The sequence below is a fragment of the Microbacterium sp. RURRCA19A genome (genome assembly GCF_900156455.1).
Lineage (GTDB): Bacteria > Actinomycetota > Actinomycetes > Actinomycetales > Microbacteriaceae > Microbacterium.
Map to the genome: position 1 here is coordinate 113,427 of NZ_FTNQ01000003.1, position 15,960 is coordinate 129,386.

Here is a 15,960-nt window from a genome sequence, read left to right on the forward strand (position 1 = left end):
TCACGTCGTGCGGAGCGTCACCGACCCGAGAGTCGCCTGCACCTCGACGCGGGGCGTCGCGGTGGGCGACGTCTGCAGGCTGCTGTCGATCGACCCCGGCCCCTCGCTGGACAGGCGGTAGGTCGCATCCGGGAGGCCGATATCGGCCGAGCCCGCGGTCACATCGACGCGCGTGCGCGCCGGCGCCCCACCCGTCAGATCGGCGGTGAGATCACCGCCGGTGACCTCGAACGTCGCCGCGTCGACACCGTCGACGTCGGCCGTGACCGACCCGCCCGCCACCGCGAGACTCAGCGCGCTCGCCGCCCCCGAGACCGTCGCACTCCCGCCCGAGACCGTCACGTCGACGTCGCCGTAGTCTCCGCTGAGATCGATCGATCCCCCGGCGACCTCGACGTGGAGGCCCAGGTCCTGCCGCCCCAGCTCGCGCGGAAGGGTGAGCGTCGCCTGCGACCCCGAGCCCCAGTCCGCGAACGACCGGCGCGGAGACGACACGTGCAGGGTGTCGCCCCGACGTTCGAGCGTCCACGCCCCCACGCCTCCGCCGTCGAGTTCCGCCTCCGACACGTCGTCGTAGACGATGCGCAGGGCACCGCCCGCGACGTCCACGTCGAGGTCGCGGATCCCCGCGACGTCGTTCTGCTGGACCGGTGCGCCGAGCGACATCGCGCTGAGGTCCCGGACGGCCGTGAGGCCGGTGCTGAGGAGCGTGCCGGCGATCACGCATCCGCCGACGACGATCGTGCCGATCGAGACCGCGAGGGCCCCCTTCGCACGGCGCGGCGGGGTGGGTTTCGGATCGACGGGATTCTGGACGCTCATGAGGATGCTCCGGTGGTGTCATGGCCCAGGTGGACCAGGGCGGCGATGACGCGACGGTTCCCCGTCTCGTCCTGCTCGAGGCCGAGCTTGGTGAAGATCGCGGTGATGTACTTCTCGACACTGGCGGGTGAGACGAACAGCGCCTGGGCGATCGCCTGGTTCGATCGCCCCTCGGCGATCAGGGCGAGCACGGCGCGCTCGCGCTCGGTGAGCGCCTGCAAGCGGTCGTCGCGTCGCCGCCGAGCCAGCAGCTGGCCGACGACCTCGGGGTCGAGGACCGTGGCGCCCCCGGCGATGCGGGCGACCGCGTCGAGGAAGTCGCGGACGTCGGCGACCCGGTCCTTCAGGAGGTAGCCGAGCGAACCCTGGCCGTCGGCGATGAGGTCGCTGGCGTACTCCTCCTCCACGTACTGGGAGAGGACGAGCACGGCGAGCCCGGGATGCCGCGACCGCAGGCCGATCGCCGCGCGGATGCCCTCGTCCGTCCACGTCGGCGGCAGCCGTACGTCCAGCACGCACAACTCGGGCGTGGTCTCGACGACCGCGGCCTCGAGACCCGATGCGTCGGGCAGGGCGGCGACGACCTCGTGGCCGTCGTCGGCGAGGAGGCGGACGAGCCCCTCGCGCAGCAGGACGGAGTCCTCGCAGATCAGGATGCGCACGGGACCGTCACCTCCACCGAGGTCGGGCCGCCCTGCGGGCTGTCGATACGGGCCGTTCCGCCGGCGGCGGTGACGCGGTTCACGATGCCGTCGAGGCCCCCGCCGGGCACCACGCGCGCACCGCCCAGGCCGTCGTCCTCGACGCGGGCCCACAGCGACCCGTCGTCACGGACGCGCACGTCCACCCGGCAGTTCGCGGCCCGCGAGTGCTTCGCGGCGTTGGTCAGCGCTTCCGCGATCGAGAAGTACACCGCGGCCTCGGCGGGACGGCTGCAGCGCCGCGGCAGCCGCACATCGAGGGTCACCGGGATGTGGGAGCGGGACGCGAGCGCCGAGAGGGCGGCATCCAGTCCTCGATCCTCCAGGACGGACGCGTGGATGCCGCGCGCCAACTGCCGGAGTTCGGTGATCGCCGACTTCGTCGAGGCGTGCGCCTCGGCCACGAGCGCCTTGGCGGCCTCGGGGTCGTCGTCGATCTTGGTCTGGGCCAGGCCCAACGTCATCCCGATGGAGACCAGTCTCGGCTGCACACCGTCGTGGAGGTCGCGTTCGATGCGGGTGCGCTCGACCTCGGCGGCGCGCACGGCGCCGGCGCGGCGGGTGTCGGACGTGCGTGCCTGCTCCTCCAGCAGCGCCTCCCGCGACGGCACGAGGATCGCTCGGGCGAGCACGCCGTGCAACAGGCCCAGCCCGATGACGGCCCCCGTGGCGACGAGCGCGACGAGACCTCCGACGAGCGGGGCCCCCGCGCCCTCGAGCCGGAACAGGCCGAACAGCGCGGCGTGCGCCCACCCGAAGAGCGGGCTGATCACCAGCGCGAGCCCCCACGCGACGGCTCCGACGAGCAGCAGCGTGACGAGCCCGAGCACCGTCGACACGGTGAACGACGCCACCGCCCGCCACTGGCGGAGGTCGATCGCCTGCAGCCAGATCGTGTGCAGCACACCGACGAACCCGGGCTTCGGGCTCCGTCGCGGGCGCAGCGCCGGCAGATCGAAGCCGTACAGACCGTCGAGGCGGGCCTGCTCGAACCAGGCCACCCCGAACAGCGCGTAGACCAGTCCGGCGAGGAGGACCGCACCGATGAGGACCGCGAACAGCAGCCCGACGCCCGCACCGAGCAGACCGAAGAGCCCGCCGAAGACGGCCGGACCAATGGCGCCGAGCGCGGCGAGCTGGGCGACGGCGCCGGCGACCTGGCCGGGCGACGAGACGCGCACCGACCTCCGCGGGACCGCGCCCGGGGGTGCGGGCAGCGTCGGTGGCGAAGGAGGAAGGACGGATGCCGTGGTCATGGGTTCCACGGTAGGACCGGGGCGCTCGCCGGTCAGCCGGGGCAGCCCTCGCCGTGATTCGGGTTTTCCCGAACGCCGCCGCGGGGGATGCCCGCGGGTCGTGTCGTTCGATTCGCGTCATGTCGCCGTTCGAGCTCACGCAAAACAGGGTCCGCTCGCACGCGGCACGGACGACTCTGGTCATTATTGCGCTCGGGGTGGCAGAAGAACAGGACGAGGAGCATCCATGCAGGACGCGCACCCCCATCGGGATGACGTTCGTGACGTCGCGCCCGCGCGCCCGGTCGCCGCTGCGGCGTGGTCCGCACCCCTCGTCGCGTCCACCGTCCTCGCCTCCGGCGGGGCCGGGAACGGTCCCGACCGCTGCTCCCCCCTCAGCACGCCCCTCGACGGCATGGAGCAGAACGGTCACCGGCGCTTCGCCCATGCCCCCGGCGCGCCGGCCGATCCGCAGCGGATGCGGGCGTTCGTGGTGCAGACCGGCTTCCGCGTCCTCGAGGGCGAGCCGGCGCGGCTTTCGCTGCAGTCGGTGGACTTCCCCGCGTACACCATCGCCCACCTCCGGTCGGCGCCCTTCCTGATCGAGTGGCCGCGCGAGAGCCCGGACGCCCGAAGGCGCGGAGTGTTCGTCTTCGTCAACCGCGGCACGCTCAAACTCAGCGGCAGCGGGACGAACTGGACCGCCGACGGGGGCGGGCTGTGCATCGTCTTCCCCGGACCGGACCCGGTTCGCATCCGCGGGTGTGGAGAGAACGAGATGATCTTCTTCTCTTTCGACACGAACGAGATCGAACCGCTCTCCCTGGAGGCCGACGCCATCGGTCGCATCTCCCCGAACTCCCCCGTCTTCCGCGCGTCCTACGCCTACCTCAAGGCGGCGGCGTTCGCCCCCACAGGGTCTTCCGACGACGCGGAGGAGTCCGGCATCCTGCGCTCTCTCACCCGTGACGTCGCGCGGTCTCTCGTGCTGGCATCCACGACCACCCGCCGCCGCGACCGCGTGTTCACCGCCGCGCGCAGCATCATCGCCCAGGAGTATCGGGACCCGCGCTTCTCGCCCACCCGGCTGGCCGCGCGCCTGGGGGTCTCACGGAGCACGCTCGAGCGCGCCTTCCGGCACAACGCGCTCCACGTCGCGCAGGAGATCCGGCGCCACCGCGCGCACCACGCGATGGCGTTGCTGTCGAGCGACCCGTCGCTGAGCATCGATCTCATCGCGCGGGCCAGCGGCTTCGGCTCCCGATCGACCCTGAGTCGGGCGTTCCGCGAGATCTACGGCGTCGCGCCCGAGCGCGCCCGTGGCGTGCACACGACGTCCGTGTCGGCCTAGACTGCGCACAGCGAGGTGCTTGCGCCGGCCCCGCGCGAAGACCTTCGTCCGAGCCCGACCCACCGGCCGGCGCTCTCGACGGCGCCCGCATCGCACGAAGACGGCTCCATGACCCGCGACCACTCCGACCTGCTGCCGCAGGACCTCACGCTCGGCTGGGCCGACCTGCAGGGACAGCACCGATTCGCCCGACGCTCCGGCGCAGCCACCGACCCTCTCCGATTGCAGGCGTTCGTGGACGGCATGGGCCTGAGGGTGCGAGAGGGTGACATCGCTCCCCTGCGTATCCAAGCCGTGCGCTTCAACTGGTGCCTCATCGTGCACGCGGTTTCGGGCCCCTTCCTGGTCGACTGGGCGCGCGACCGAGTGAACGCCCGTAATCGCGGTGTCTTCCTGTTCGTCAACCGGGGCGCGATCGAGATCACCGGGCCGGGTGCCCGGTGGAGCGCCGACGGCGGAGGGCTGCACATCATCTTCCCCACGACCGATCCGATCCGCGTCCGCGCCGACGCCGACGTCGAGCTGATCTTCTTCTCGTTCGACATGTCCGAGATCGAACCCGTGCTGCTCTCCGCCGAGACGGTGGGCGACGTGGCCCCCACATCGGCCGTCTTCCGCGCCGCGTACGCCTACCTCCACGCCGCGGCGTTCGAGACCCCGGACGCGCACGACGACGAGGATGCCGGCATCCTGAGGTCGCTCACCCGCGATATCGCACGCTCCCTGGTCTTGGCGGCGACCAGCACTCTCCCCGGAGCGGGGCTCGTCTCGGCCGCGCAGGCGAGGATCGGACAGGAGTACCGCGATCCCCGCTTCTCCCCCACGCTCCTCGCGCAGCACCTGTCCGTGTCGCGCAGCACGCTGGAAAGGGCCTTCCGTGCCCGCGGGCTCCGTGTCGCGAAGGAGATCCGACGTCATCGCACGCGGCACGCGATGGCGCTGCTGGCGAGCAGTCCCGACCTCGGTCTGGACCTCGTCGCCGCGGCGAGCGGGTTCGGATCCCGCTCCGCGCTGCGCCGCGCCTTCGAAGACGTCTACGGCGCTCCCGCCGAGCGCGCACGGCCAGCGGGTGCTCGCGCGGCGATCGCCTAGAGATCCTCGGGCCGGAGCCAGCCCCCGTCCAGGAACACCGCACGCACTTCGTCGCGCGTGACCGTCGCCGGCGCCGACGAGGGAGTCGGCACCGGCACACCTCCGGCGAGAGCCTCGGCCACCGCGTCCGCGATCGCGACGGCCCACGAGCGCGTGTCGACGAAGACGGTCGCCGCGACGATCCCGTCGCGCAGAGCCCGCACGACCGCGGCATCGCCGCCCGACGCGATCACGCGCGGCGCCGGTCGTGCGTCCTTCTCCGGAATAGTGGATGCCGGGGGGCTCGGTGACGCCGTCGGCTCCGCGTCGGGCGTGGTCGACGCCGCCACCACACCCCGGCTCACCGCATCCCCGAGCGCCACGATCATCCGGGGAGCGTCGTCGCCGGCCGTGTCGAGCAGGTCGCGCGCGGACTCCTCCGCGGCATCCTCGACGTGCTCGACCGAGTCCGCCACCGCGGCGTCGTCGAGATCCGCGCCCGCGACGATCCGCAAGGACCGGGATGCCACCGCCGACGCCAGCACCTCGATCGCCGCGGCGTGACGTGCGGCGGCATCCGGATCGTCGGCCGCGCCCGCCAGAAGCGCGACGGTGGTGGCCTCGGTCGACGTTGCATCCGGAAGCGCCGCGAGCAGGGCACGCGCCTGCGCGCGTCCGACGGCCGCGGGGTCCACGGCGACCAGGGCGTCCTCGGCATCGAGGCCCCGGCCGGCCGGGATCAGCGGCACCCGGGCCTCGTCGGCCGCGGCGACCGCATCGCCGAGACCGTCACCCGGGAGCGGCACGAGGACGACGGCATCCTCGCTCTTGGTGAGCATGTTGCGCACCTGCGCCGCCTGCGTACGGTCGTCGCCCGCGGCGAACTGCAGGTCGACGCGGTACCCCCGTGATCGCAGCTCGTGGTCGAGCGCCGTGCCGAGTCGCTCCCACGCGAGGTCGTCGGAGGTCGGGAGACTCACCCCCACGACCCCCTCGCCGTCGCTGGTTCCCATCGTGCGCGCCGTCGTCGCCGTGCAGCCGGCCAGCGCCAGCGTCGCGAGCATCGCGACGCCGCGACGGACGGAAAGGCAGAGGGTCACCCGTTCCATCCTGCCCCAGACACGACGGACGCCCCGCCGCGCGAGGCGACGGGGCGTCCGAGAGGAGCGGGGATCAACCGCGCGTGCGGTTCTTGTTCCACACGTCGAAGGCCACGGCCAGCAGCAGCACGAGCCCCTTGATGAACTGCTGCACGTCGGTCGAGATGCCCATGAGCGACATGCCGTTGTTGAGCACACCCATGACCAGACCACCGGCGATCGCACCGACCACCCGGCCGACACCGCCCTGGACGGCCGCGCCACCGATGAACGAGGCGGCGATGGCATCCAGTTCGAACAGGTTTCCGGCACCGGGACCGGCGGAGTTCAGGCGACCCGTGAAGACGATGCCCGCGAGGGCCGCGAGCACGCCCATGTTCACGAAGAGCAGGAAGTCGACGCGGCGGGTGTTGATGCCCGACAGCTTCGCGGCCGTGCGGTTTCCACCGATCGCGTAGATGTGGCGACCGAAGACGCTCCGGCTCATGACCGTGGAGTATCCGATGATGAGGATCGCCAGGACGACGAGCACGATGGGCGTGCCGCGCGAGCCGGGGGCGACACCCAGGAGGTAGGTCAGGTAGGCGATGAGCGCGCCGCCGCCGATGACCTTGACCAGGAACGCCGCCATCGGCTCGTTCTGCAGCTCCAGCGCCGCACGCTTGGCACGCTGACGCACCTGCGAGAAGACGAACAGGACGAGGGTCAGCGCGCCCAGGGCGACCGTGATCCACTCCGCGGGCGACGTGGCCGCCGGGAACAGCTCAGGGAAGAGGTAGCCGCCGCCGAGCTGGCGGTACTCCGTGGGGAACGGCGTGATCTGCGTGTTGCCGAGCGTCATCTGGGTGAGACCGCGGAACAGCAGCATGCCCGCCAGCGTCACGATGAACGCCGGGATCCCGACGTACGCCACCCAGAAGCCCTGCCACATGCCGACCACCGCGCCGAGCACGAGCGAGAGCAGGATGCCGAGCCACCAGGGCAGGCCCCACTGCACGATGAGCACGCCCGAGACGGCGCCCACGAAGGCGGCGACCGAACCGACGGACAGGTCGATGTGCCCGGCGATGATGATCATCACCATGCCGATCGCGAGGATCAGGATGTAGCTGTTCTGGACGATGATGTTCGACACGTTGCCCGCGGTGAGCAGTCGTCCACCGGTGAGGGCCTGGAACAGCAGCACGATCACGATCAGCGCGATGAAGATGCCGATCTCGCGCAGACGCGAGGTGAAGAACTGCACGATGCCGCCGGCTCCCCCGGCGCCGCCGCCGACGGGGCCCTTCGGCGTCGCCGGACCGGTCTCGGTCGCGGTGTTGTTAAGCGCTGACATGGTCGGCTTCCTTCTCCTTCGTCATGAGCACCATGAGGGCCTCGGGTGTGGCCTCTTCGATGGGCAGCTGGCCGGTGATGTGGCCTTCGCTGAGGGTGTAGATGCGGTCGCAGATGCCGAGCAGCTCGGGAAGCTCCGACGAGATCACGAGCACCCCCTTGCCCTGCGCCGCGAGGGAATTGATGATCGTGTAGATCTCGTACTTCGCGCCGACGTCGATGCCGCGGGTCGGCTCATCGAGGATCAGCACCTCCGGATCGGAGTAGAGCCACTGCGACAGCACGACCTTCTGCTGGTTGCCGCCGGAGAGCTTCCCGACCACGACGTCGACCGTCGGGGCCTTGATGTTCATCGACTTGCGGTACCGGTTGGCCACGAGGTACTCCTCGTCGCCGTCGACCCAGCCGTTCTTGGCGAGCTTGCGCATGCCGGCGAGGGAGATGTTGCGCTTGATCGTGTCGATGAGGTTGAGGCCGGCACCCTTGCGATCCTCGGTGACGTAGGCGAGACCGCTGCGGATCGCCGCCGGCACCGTGGAGGTGTCGGCCTTCTGCCCGCGGATGTACACGGTGCCCGAGATGCGCGAGCCGAAGCTCTTGCCGAACACGCTCATCGCCAGCTCGGTGCGGCCGGCGCCCATGAGCCCGGCGATGCCGACGACCTCGCCCGCGCGCACCGTGAGGTTCGCCTCGTGGATGACGACGCGGCTGGCATCCGTCGGGTGGTGAACGGTCCAGTCCTCGATGCGGAGGACCTCGTCGCCGATCTCGACGTCACGGTCGGGATAGCGGTTCTCGAGTTCGCGTCCCACCATGCCGCGGATGATGCGGTCCTCGCTCGTCCCGCCGGTGGCGACGTCGAGCGTCTCGATCGTGCGGCCGTCGCGGATGATCGTGACCTCGTCGGCGATCGCGCGGATCTCGTTGAGCTTGTGACTGATGATGATGGACGTGATCCCCTGCCCCTTGAGGTGCCGGATCAGGTCGAGGAGGTGCTCGGAGTCGTCGTCGTTGAGGGCGGCGGTGGGCTCGTCGAGGATGAGGAGCTTCACGTCCTTCGACAGCGCCTTCGCGATCTCGACGAGCTGCTGCTTGCCGACGCCGATCTCGTTCACGGGCACGTCGGGGCTGTCCCCGAGGCCGACGCGGGCGAGGAGCTTCGCGGCTTCCTTGTTCGTGGCATCCCAGTCGATGAGTCCGCGATGGGTGATCTCGTTGCCGAGGAAGATGTTCTCGGCGATCGAGAGATAGGGGCTGAGAGCCAGCTCCTGGTGGATGATGACGATGCCGGCGGCTTCGCTGTCGCGGATGTCCTTGAACTCCACGGTCTTGCCGTCGAAGACGATCTCGCCGCGGTAGTCGCCCGCGGGGTAGACACCGCTGAGCACCTTCATGAGGGTGGACTTCCCCGCGCCGTTCTCGCCGCAGATGGCGTGCACGGTTCCGCGCTCGACGGTCAGTGACACGTCCGCCAGGGCGATGACGCCGGGGAATTCCTTGGTGATCGAGCGCATCTCGAGGATGGTGCTCACGAGGTCCTCCTTGCAGGACCGGCTTGTGCGCCGGTGGGGATGTGGGAACAGGGGCCTCCGCCGCGACCGGTGTGCGGTCGCGGCGGAGGCGGTGCGGGAGGACCGGAGCCCTCCCGCGGGGATCACTTGAGGTCGTCGGCGGTGTAGTAGCCGCTGTCGACGAGGACCTTCTCGTAGTTGTCCTTCGTGACGATCGTCGACTCGAGCAGGTACGAGGGAACGACCTTCTCGCCGTTGTCGTAGGTCTCGGTGTCGTTGACCTGGGGCTCGGTGCCCTTGCGGATGTCGTCGACCATGGTCACGGCCTGCTTGGCGAGCTCGCGCGTGTCCTTGAAGATCGTCGAGTACTGCTCGCCGGCGATGATCGACTTGATCGAGCCGACCTCGGCGTCCTGACCGGTGATGACCGGCAGGGCGTCGGCCGAGTAGCCGCCGGAGGTCAGGGCCGAGATGATGCCGATCGACAGACCGTCGTAGGGCGAGAGCACACCCTGCAGCTTGGTGCCGCCGATGACGGTGAGGATGTTCTCCATGCGCTTCTGCGCCGTCTCGGGCAGCCAGCGGAGGATGGCCGCCTGGCCGAACTCGGTCTGGCCGGAGGGGACGACGAGCGTGCCCTTGTCGAGGTACGGCTGCAGGGTGTCGATGGCACCCTTCCAGAAGAACGTGGCGTTGTTGTCGTCCGGGCTCCCGGCGAACAGCTCGATGTTGAAGGGACCGGCGGCGCCGGTGTCCTTGCCCGACGCGTCGAGGACACCGAGACCGGTGAGCAGCGACGTGGCCTGCTGCACGCCGACCTTGTAGTTGTCGAAGGTCGTGTAGTAGTCGACGTTCTTCGTGCCGTTGATGAGGCGGTCGTACGCGATGACCGGGATCTTCGCGTCGGCGGCCTGCTGCAGCACGTCGGTGAGGGTGGTGCCGTCGATCGAGGCGATGATCAGGGCCTTGGCGCCCGAGGTGATCATGTTCTCGATCTGCGAGACCTGCGTGGGGATGTCGTCGTTGGCGTACTGCAGGTCGACCTGGTAGCCGAGCTCCTCGAGCTGCGACTTGACGTTGTTGCCGTCGGCGATCCACCGCTCCGACTGCTGCGTCGGCATCGCCACGCCGATGATGCCACCGGCCTCCGCGGCGTCGCCGCCGCCGCTGCCGGTGCGGTCGCCCGCGCAGCCCGCGAGACCGATGCCGAGCGCCAGAACGCCCGCTCCCGCGACCGCCTTGAGCATGCTGTGCTTCTTCACTCTGGTTCCCTTCGTTGGGTTGGATGTCACGGTCTCTCCGCACGGAGCCCACCGCTTCAGCGCGGACGGCACGCCGGCACGCGTCCGGCGGGGCGAAACGAGGCCGGTCGGCGGCGCGGGTTACGCGTCGTTCGAAACGTCTTCGTCTCGACGGAGTCGCTCCGCAGCGAGTCCCGTCGGCGTGGTGTGGCGGTGATGTGACCGTTCACATTGTGTGTGTGATGCTACCCCGCACATCGCTCCCGCTGTCAAGTGCCTGTGCGTTCGGCGACCAGCCGTTGCCAAACCGTGACGTCTCAGCGGCTGGGCGGCGCGGTCGACGAGCGGACGATCAGCCGCAGGTGATCGGGCTCGGGCATCGCCTGCCCGTCGTGCGAAACACCCAGATCAGTGAGCAGATCCCAGACCGCGCGCTGTCCGATGCCGGCGAAGTCCTGGCGCACGGTCGTCAACGGGGGCCACAGGTGCGCCGCCTCCGGGACGTCGTCGAATCCGACGACCGACACGTCCTCGGGGACCGATCTGCCGATCGCTCGGACCGCGTGCATGAAGCCCAACGCCATGTGGTCGTTCCCGGCGAAGACCGCCGTGGCATCCTCGGTCCGCAGCAGCTCGAGGCCCGCCTCGTAGCCGAACTGCGCCGTCCAGTCCCCCAGCACCGGGGGGCGCGGGGCGAGGTCCTGCGCGTCCATCTCGGCGAGATAGCCCCGCATGCGGTGGTCGGCCTCGATCCAGTCCCGGGGGCCGGCGATGTGCAGGATCCGGGTGTGTCCGAGCTCGACGAGATGTCGCACGGCGGCGCGGGCCCCGGAGATCTGGTCGTTGAACGTCGCCGTCGGCGTGGACGGGCCGGTGGACGACACGATGCGCACCGGCACCGGAAGCTGCATCTCGTCGAGGATCGGGACGACACGCGTCTGGGGCGCGACGGCGATGAGGCCCTCGATCGACTGCTGCATGAGGTGATCGATCGAGGCGCGGACGTCGTCGGGCGCACTCGTGCCGAGGTTGGTGACCGTCAGACGGTAGCCCGCCCGACGCGCCGCGGACTCCACCGCCAGCACCATCGCGGAGGTTCCGTGGGTCGTGGCGCGCGGCCCCAGCACACCGATGAGGCGGGTCCGACTCGTCGCGAGCGCGCGCGCCGCCTGATTGGGCACGAACTTCAGTTCGGCGATCGCCTCGCGGACGCGGGCGGCCGTCTCCGGACGCAGTTGAGGGCTGTTGTTGATCACGCGCGACACGGTCTGATACGAGACCCCGGCGAGCCGTGCCACGTCGCGGATGCTCGGCGCCCTGGCCGCGGCATCCGGGATGTCGGTCTCGCTCATCGATCTCGCTTCTTCGCGTCGCCGGTCGCGTCGTGACCGGTCACACGAGGATAGCCGACAGGCGCCCGCGGTCGCGGCGCACGTCGATTCAGGATGCCAGGAGGGCGCGGTAGAAGCCGATCCCCCGCAGCCACACCTCGACGCGGATCCGCTCGTCGGGCGCGTGCAGCGCGTCGCGCTCGGCCCGCGTGAGATGGAACGGGGTGAAGCGGTACACGTGCTCCGTGAGCCCGGTGTAGAAGCGGCTGTCGCTCGCGCCGAGCTGCAGGTAGGGCAGCGGGATCACCTCGTCGCCGAGCGTCTCGCGCACCGCCGCGGCGAGCCGCCGCCAGGCCGTCCCCTGCCACGGAGACACCGGGGACGGGTCGCTGCCGTGCCGCAGTTCGATGTCGATGCGCGGGTCGGCGACGGCGCGCCGCAGGTGGATCGCGGCATCCGAGATCGTCTCGCCCGTGAGCAGCCGGACGTTCACCGTCGCGCGCGCCGTGGTCGCGAGGACGTTGTCGCCCGCCGAGCCCTCGAGCCGCGTGACGACCGCGGTCGTGCGCACCAGCGCGTTGGTCTCGGGTCCGAGAAGTGCGAACGCCGCGGTCAGCACCGGCGCGGTCAGCGCCGTCCGGCGGAACACCGTGCGCACCGGTTCCGGCGCGTGGGCGGCCGCGCTCGCGAGCATCGCGCGCACCGGCGCGACGAGTCGGCGCGGGAACGGATGCCGACGCACCCGGTCGATCGCGCGCGCCAGGCGGGCCGTGGCGGGGAACGACGGCGGCGTCGACGCATGCCCACCCGCCTCGCGGGCGATGAGCTCGAAGGTCGCGCTGCCGCGCTCGGCGACGCCGATCATCGCGGTCGGAGCGCCGACGCCCGGCAGCGCGCCCTCGACCACGGCACCGCCCTCGTCGAGGACCAGGGCCGGGCGGACGCCGCGCTCGGCGAGCAGAGCCGCGATCGCCTGTGCGCCCGTGCCGAGCGTCTCCTCGTCGTGCCCGAAGGCCATCCACACGTCGGCACGCGGCACCACCCCGTCGGCCAGCGCCTGCTCGACCGCCTCGAGGATCGCCACCAGCGCACCCTTGTCGTCGATCGCACCCCGGGCGTAGAGGGTGGCATCCACCCCCTCCCCCTCGACGACGGCGGCGAACGGGTCACGCGTCCAGGGCTGACCCGCCGTGTCGACGACGTCCTGGTGGGCCAGGAGCAGCAGCGGATCGCGGCTCGACGCGCCCGCCCACCGGTACAGCAGCGCGTGGCCCGCCACGATCTCGCGCTCCAGGTGCCGGTGGACCAGCGGGTAGAGGCGCTCGAGGGCGTCGTGGAACTCGTCGAACCGTGCGGTGTCGGTCTGCGCCGGATCGACGTGCGACACGGTGGGGATGGCCAACAGCTCGCGGAAGCGCTCGACGGGCGTCATGACGCGAGCCTACGCGGACGGCATCCGCCCCTCACCGTCCACGGCCGCCGCCGTCGACCGGCGGGCCGATACGGTGGTCCCATGACCGGACTGCACTGGGGCATCCTCGCCACCGGCGGCATCGCGCACGCCTTCACCTCCGACCTCCGCACCGCGGGTCTCGACGTCGCGGCCGTCGGTTCCCGATCGATCGACAGTGCCCGCGCGTTCGCCGCGCAGTACGGCATCCCCCACGCGCACGGATCATACGAAGACCTCGTCGCCGACCCCGACGTCGACATCGTCTACATCGCGACGCCGCACCCGGCTCACGTCGACAACGCGCTCCTCGCCCTCGATCACGGCAAACACGTCCTGGTCGAGAAGCCCTTCACCCTCACCGAGGCGGAGGCCGGACGCATCCGCGATCGCGCCGCCGAGAAGGGTCTCCTCGCGATGGAGGCGATGTGGACGCGCTACCTGCCCCACATGGTCCGCATCCGTGAGATCCTCGGCGCCGGGACCCTCGGCGAGGTCCGCGTCGTCTCCGCCGACCACACGCAGAAGATCTCGACCGACCCGCAGCACCGCCTGAATGCCCTCGAGCTCGGCGGCGGCGCCCTGCTCGACCTCGGCATCTACCCGGTCTCGTTCGCGGTGGACGTACTGGGCCTCCCCGAGCGCATCACCGCCCTCGCGAGGATCTCGGATGCCGGCAGCGACGCCGAGGTCGCCACGGTGTTCGTGCACCCCGGCGGCGCCATCTCGACCACCGTCTCGTCGTCACGCGGCGCGGGCGCGAACGTCGCGCAGATCGTCGGCACCGAGGCGCGGATCGAGATCGACGGCGTCTGGTACTCGCCCACCACCTTCCGCGTCGTCGGCCCCGACGGCACGGTCATCGAGGAGTTCGACGGCGCCGTGGACGGGCGCGGTATGCAGTTCCAGGCGCTGGCCGCCGAACGTCTGGTCGCCGAGGGCGCGACCTCGAGCGACATCCTGCCGATCGACGAGACGGTGGCGATCATGGGCGTGCTCGACGAGGTCCGCCGCCAGATCGGCGTGGTCTACCCCGGCGGACTCTGAGCGGGCTCCCGGACGGGCCGGGGAACCCCGGCCGGTCCGGGCGGGCCGGTCCGCGCCGCCGGCGTACCGCCCCGCGGATCGCGGCCACGACACGCCGCCGGCCGGCCCCTCCACGCGGCGTGTCGCCGACGAACTCCGCGCGACGGCACGCCCGGCGCGCCCGCCGTCGCGGTGGCGCACGCGAACTGCACAGGTCGGCGGGCTACCCGTGAGCGCCCACCCCGGGAGAGACTGGAGGCATGCCGGATCCCCAGAACGCCCGTGTCGCCGTCTACCTCGACTTCGACAACATCGTCATGTCCTGGTACGACCGCGTCCACGGTCGCAACGCGTACTCGCGCGACCGGCAGAAGATCGCGGAGAACCCGATGGAGCCCGAGATCGCCGAGCGGTTGACGAAGGCGACGATCGACGTCGGGGCGATCATCGACTACGCCGCGTCGTTCGGCACGCTGGTCCTGACCCGGGCGTACGCCGACTGGTCGGCGCCCGTGAACGCCGAGTACCGTTCCCAGCTCGTGGCGCGGGCCGTCGACCTGGTGCAGTTGTTTCCCGCAGCGGCATACGCCAAGAACGGTGCGGACATCCGGCTCGCCGTGGATGCCGTCGAAGACATGTTCCGACTCCCCGACCTGTCGCACGTCGTCATCGTCGCCGGAGACAGCGACTACGTCCCGCTCGCTCAGCGGTGCAAGCGACTCGGTCGCTACGTCGTCGGCGTCGGGGTCGCGGGGTCGACGGCGAAGTCGCTCGCGTCGGCCTGCGACCGGTTCGACAACTACGACGCCCTGCCCGGCATCCCGAAGCTCGCCGACACCAAGAAGGATGCCGCTCCCTCGCGGCCCCGCGCGCGCAAGCGCTCTCAGGACCCCGCCGTCAACCTCCTCGAGCGCGCGATGCAACTCGAGGGCGAACGCGCCGACGGCGAGTGGCTGCACGCCTCGGCGGTCAAAGACCTCATGAAGCGCCTCGACCCGTCGTTCAGCGAGAAGGCGCTCGGGTTCCGCAGCTTCTCCGATTTCCTCAAGGCCCAGACCGATCACGTCGAGGTCGACGAGGAATCGAACATCGTGCAGGTGCGCGCGGTCGCCCGCGCCGCGTAGGCGCACGGCCGCGGACGCCCGTCGGGCGATTCGCGTCAGCGGCGCTGCGCGCCCGGCGCGACGTGCGCCAGGACGCTGGCCCACACCGACGACAGGGTGACGTGGCCGTTGAGCGTGTCGAGGTCTTCGGCGTCGATCACCTCCACACGGGCCGACGGGATGCGTCGTGAGAACCACTCGGCGTCGTGGGTCCCCGCGGGTCCCGCACCGCCCACCACCACGAGCGTGTCGGCCACGACGTCGTCGAGCAGCGGCGTGTGGAGGTCGCGGCTCAGCGGGTCGGTCGGACTCTCCACGCCCACGATCGCGAGCCGGTCGACCACCGGCCCCATCGCCGCGGCGAGATGCAGCGCGATTCGCCCGGCCGAGCGCTCGCCCACGAGGCCCACGGTGGTCCCCGGGATCTCCCGCTCGAGCAGCCCGCGCAGGGCATCGAGCGTGAGCCCGGCGGGCGTCTGCCCGCCGAACGCGGGCGGATCGTCCAGCTCGGGGGCGTCCAGTCCGACGGCCACGATCCGCACGTCGAACCCTGACGTCACGCGCACGTCGGGGTCGATCGTCGACACGTCACCGGTGCGCAGCACGACCACCGCGCGCGGCGCGCCGGGTGTTCCGAAACTGCGGTACTCGAGTTCACCGTCCCACCACGGCACACGGCTCAT

General features: G+C 71.0%; 14 protein-coding genes. 4 read left to right on the top strand and 10 right to left on the bottom strand.

Translation table 11 applies throughout. The features are described 5' to 3' along the window. Genes BW982_RS12920 through BW982_RS12930 form a run of 3 tightly spaced genes read right to left on the bottom strand, consistent with a single transcriptional unit; the run spans nucleotide 1 to nucleotide 2,779 of the window. Nucleotides 1–822 (bottom strand): hypothetical protein, encoded by an 822-nt coding sequence (locus BW982_RS12920; protein ID WP_076493933.1) that lies wholly within the window; start codon nucleotides 820–822, stop codon nucleotides 1–3. Beyond that, nucleotides 819–1,484 (bottom strand): LuxR C-terminal-related transcriptional regulator, encoded by a 666-nt coding sequence (locus tag BW982_RS12925; RefSeq protein WP_076493936.1) that lies wholly within the window; start codon nucleotides 1,482–1,484, stop codon nucleotides 819–821. Before BW982_RS12925 ends, BW982_RS12920 begins: the two co-directional genes overlap by 4 nt. Then, nucleotides 1,472–2,779, bottom strand: a complete 1,308-nt coding sequence (locus BW982_RS12930) for a sensor histidine kinase (protein WP_076493938.1) — start codon at nucleotides 2,777–2,779, stop codon at nucleotides 1,472–1,474. Before BW982_RS12930 ends, BW982_RS12925 begins: the two co-directional genes overlap by 13 nt. Before the next feature lie 226 nt (nucleotides 2,780–3,005). On the opposite strand from BW982_RS12930, the gene BW982_RS12935 reads away from it, so the two are divergent. Further along, nucleotides 3,006–4,109 (top strand): AraC family transcriptional regulator, encoded by a 1,104-nt coding sequence (locus BW982_RS12935; RefSeq protein WP_076493940.1) that lies wholly within the window; start codon nucleotides 3,006–3,008, stop codon nucleotides 4,107–4,109. A gap of 108 nt (nucleotides 4,110–4,217) precedes the next feature. Then, a complete protein-coding gene (locus tag BW982_RS12940; protein WP_076493941.1) occupies nucleotides 4,218–5,201 on the top strand; it encodes an AraC family transcriptional regulator in 984 nt (327 codons plus the stop codon). Here BW982_RS12940 and BW982_RS12945 read toward each other — a convergent pair. The 6 genes from BW982_RS12945 to BW982_RS12970 form a co-directional block, all read right to left on the bottom strand. Next, complete coding sequence (locus BW982_RS12945) at nucleotides 5,198–6,280, bottom strand: substrate-binding domain-containing protein (protein ID WP_076493943.1); 1,083 nt, start codon at nucleotides 6,278–6,280, stop codon at nucleotides 5,198–5,200. The two genes, BW982_RS12940 and BW982_RS12945, sit on opposite strands and share 4 nt — an antisense overlap. Before the next feature lie 73 nt (nucleotides 6,281–6,353). After that, complete coding sequence (mmsB, locus tag BW982_RS12950) at nucleotides 6,354–7,616, bottom strand: multiple monosaccharide ABC transporter permease (protein ID WP_254845595.1); 1,263 nt, start codon at nucleotides 7,614–7,616, stop codon at nucleotides 6,354–6,356. Further along, entirely contained in the window at nucleotides 7,603–9,129 is a 1,527-nt protein-coding gene (gene mmsA / locus BW982_RS12955; RefSeq protein WP_076494342.1) for a multiple monosaccharide ABC transporter ATP-binding protein, read from the bottom strand. The genes mmsB and mmsA overlap by 14 nt, the downstream gene beginning before the upstream one ends. Nucleotides 9,130–9,269: 140 nt before the next feature. Continuing rightward, nucleotides 9,270–10,373, bottom strand: a complete 1,104-nt coding sequence (gene chvE / locus BW982_RS12960; RefSeq protein WP_076494346.1) for a multiple monosaccharide ABC transporter substrate-binding protein — start codon at nucleotides 10,371–10,373, stop codon at nucleotides 9,270–9,272. Between the two features lie 311 nt (nucleotides 10,374–10,684). Continuing rightward, entirely contained in the window at nucleotides 10,685–11,719 is a 1,035-nt protein-coding gene (locus tag BW982_RS12965; protein ID WP_076493944.1) for a LacI family DNA-binding transcriptional regulator, read from the bottom strand. An 88-nt stretch (nucleotides 11,720–11,807) separates the two neighbouring features. Next, nucleotides 11,808–13,130, bottom strand: a complete 1,323-nt coding sequence (locus BW982_RS12970; protein ID WP_076493946.1) for a M20/M25/M40 family metallo-hydrolase — start codon at nucleotides 13,128–13,130, stop codon at nucleotides 11,808–11,810. An 81-nt stretch (nucleotides 13,131–13,211) separates the two neighbouring features. Between BW982_RS12970 and BW982_RS12975 the strand changes: the two genes are divergently transcribed. Then, on the top strand, nucleotides 13,212–14,195 hold the full coding sequence (locus BW982_RS12975; protein ID WP_076493948.1) for a Gfo/Idh/MocA family protein: 984 nt from the start codon (nucleotides 13,212–13,214) through the stop codon (nucleotides 14,193–14,195). Between the two features lie 239 nt (nucleotides 14,196–14,434). Beyond that, nucleotides 14,435–15,298, top strand: a complete 864-nt coding sequence (locus tag BW982_RS12980) for an NYN domain-containing protein (protein WP_076493950.1) — start codon at nucleotides 14,435–14,437, stop codon at nucleotides 15,296–15,298. A gap of 35 nt (nucleotides 15,299–15,333) precedes the next feature. Here the strand turns inward: BW982_RS12980 and BW982_RS12985 are convergent, their stop codons facing one another. Next, the gene (locus BW982_RS12985; protein ID WP_076493951.1) at nucleotides 15,334–15,960 is read right to left on the bottom strand and encodes an MDR/zinc-dependent alcohol dehydrogenase-like family protein; all 627 of its coding nucleotides are present in this window, start codon (nucleotides 15,958–15,960) and stop codon (nucleotides 15,334–15,336) included.

What these genes read in the sequence shown, in the direction of transcription:
- BW982_RS12920 (WP_076493933.1), bottom strand. Translation starts at nt 822, where the DNA reads ATGAGCGTCCAGAATCCCGTCGATCCGAAACCCACCCCGCCGCGCCGT.
- BW982_RS12930 (WP_076493938.1), bottom strand. Translation starts at nt 2,779, where the DNA reads ATGACCACGGCATCCGTCCTTCCTCCTTCGCCACCGACGCTGCCCGCA.
- BW982_RS12935 (WP_076493940.1), top strand. Translation starts at nt 3,006, where the DNA reads ATGCAGGACGCGCACCCCCATCGGGATGACGTTCGTGACGTCGCGCCC.
- BW982_RS12940 (WP_076493941.1), top strand. Translation starts at nt 4,218, where the DNA reads ATGACCCGCGACCACTCCGACCTGCTGCCGCAGGACCTCACGCTCGGC.
- mmsB (WP_254845595.1), bottom strand. Translation starts at nt 7,616, where the DNA reads ATGTCAGCGCTTAACAACACCGCGACCGAGACCGGTCCGGCGACGCCG.
- mmsA (WP_076494342.1), bottom strand. Translation starts at nt 9,129, where the DNA reads ATGCGCTCGATCACCAAGGAATTCCCCGGCGTCATCGCCCTGGCGGAC.
- chvE (WP_076494346.1), bottom strand. Translation starts at nt 10,373, where the DNA reads ATGCTCAAGGCGGTCGCGGGAGCGGGCGTTCTGGCGCTCGGCATCGGT.
- BW982_RS12965 (WP_076493944.1), bottom strand. Translation starts at nt 11,719, where the DNA reads ATGAGCGAGACCGACATCCCGGATGCCGCGGCCAGGGCGCCGAGCATC.
- BW982_RS12970 (WP_076493946.1), bottom strand. Translation starts at nt 13,130, where the DNA reads ATGACGCCCGTCGAGCGCTTCCGCGAGCTGTTGGCCATCCCCACCGTG.
- BW982_RS12975 (WP_076493948.1), top strand. Translation starts at nt 13,212, where the DNA reads ATGACCGGACTGCACTGGGGCATCCTCGCCACCGGCGGCATCGCGCAC.
- BW982_RS12980 (WP_076493950.1), top strand. Translation starts at nt 14,435, where the DNA reads ATGCCGGATCCCCAGAACGCCCGTGTCGCCGTCTACCTCGACTTCGAC.
- BW982_RS12985 (WP_076493951.1), bottom strand. Translation starts at nt 15,960, where the DNA reads ATGAGCCGTGTGCCGTGGTGGGACGGTGAACTCGAGTACCGCAGTTTC.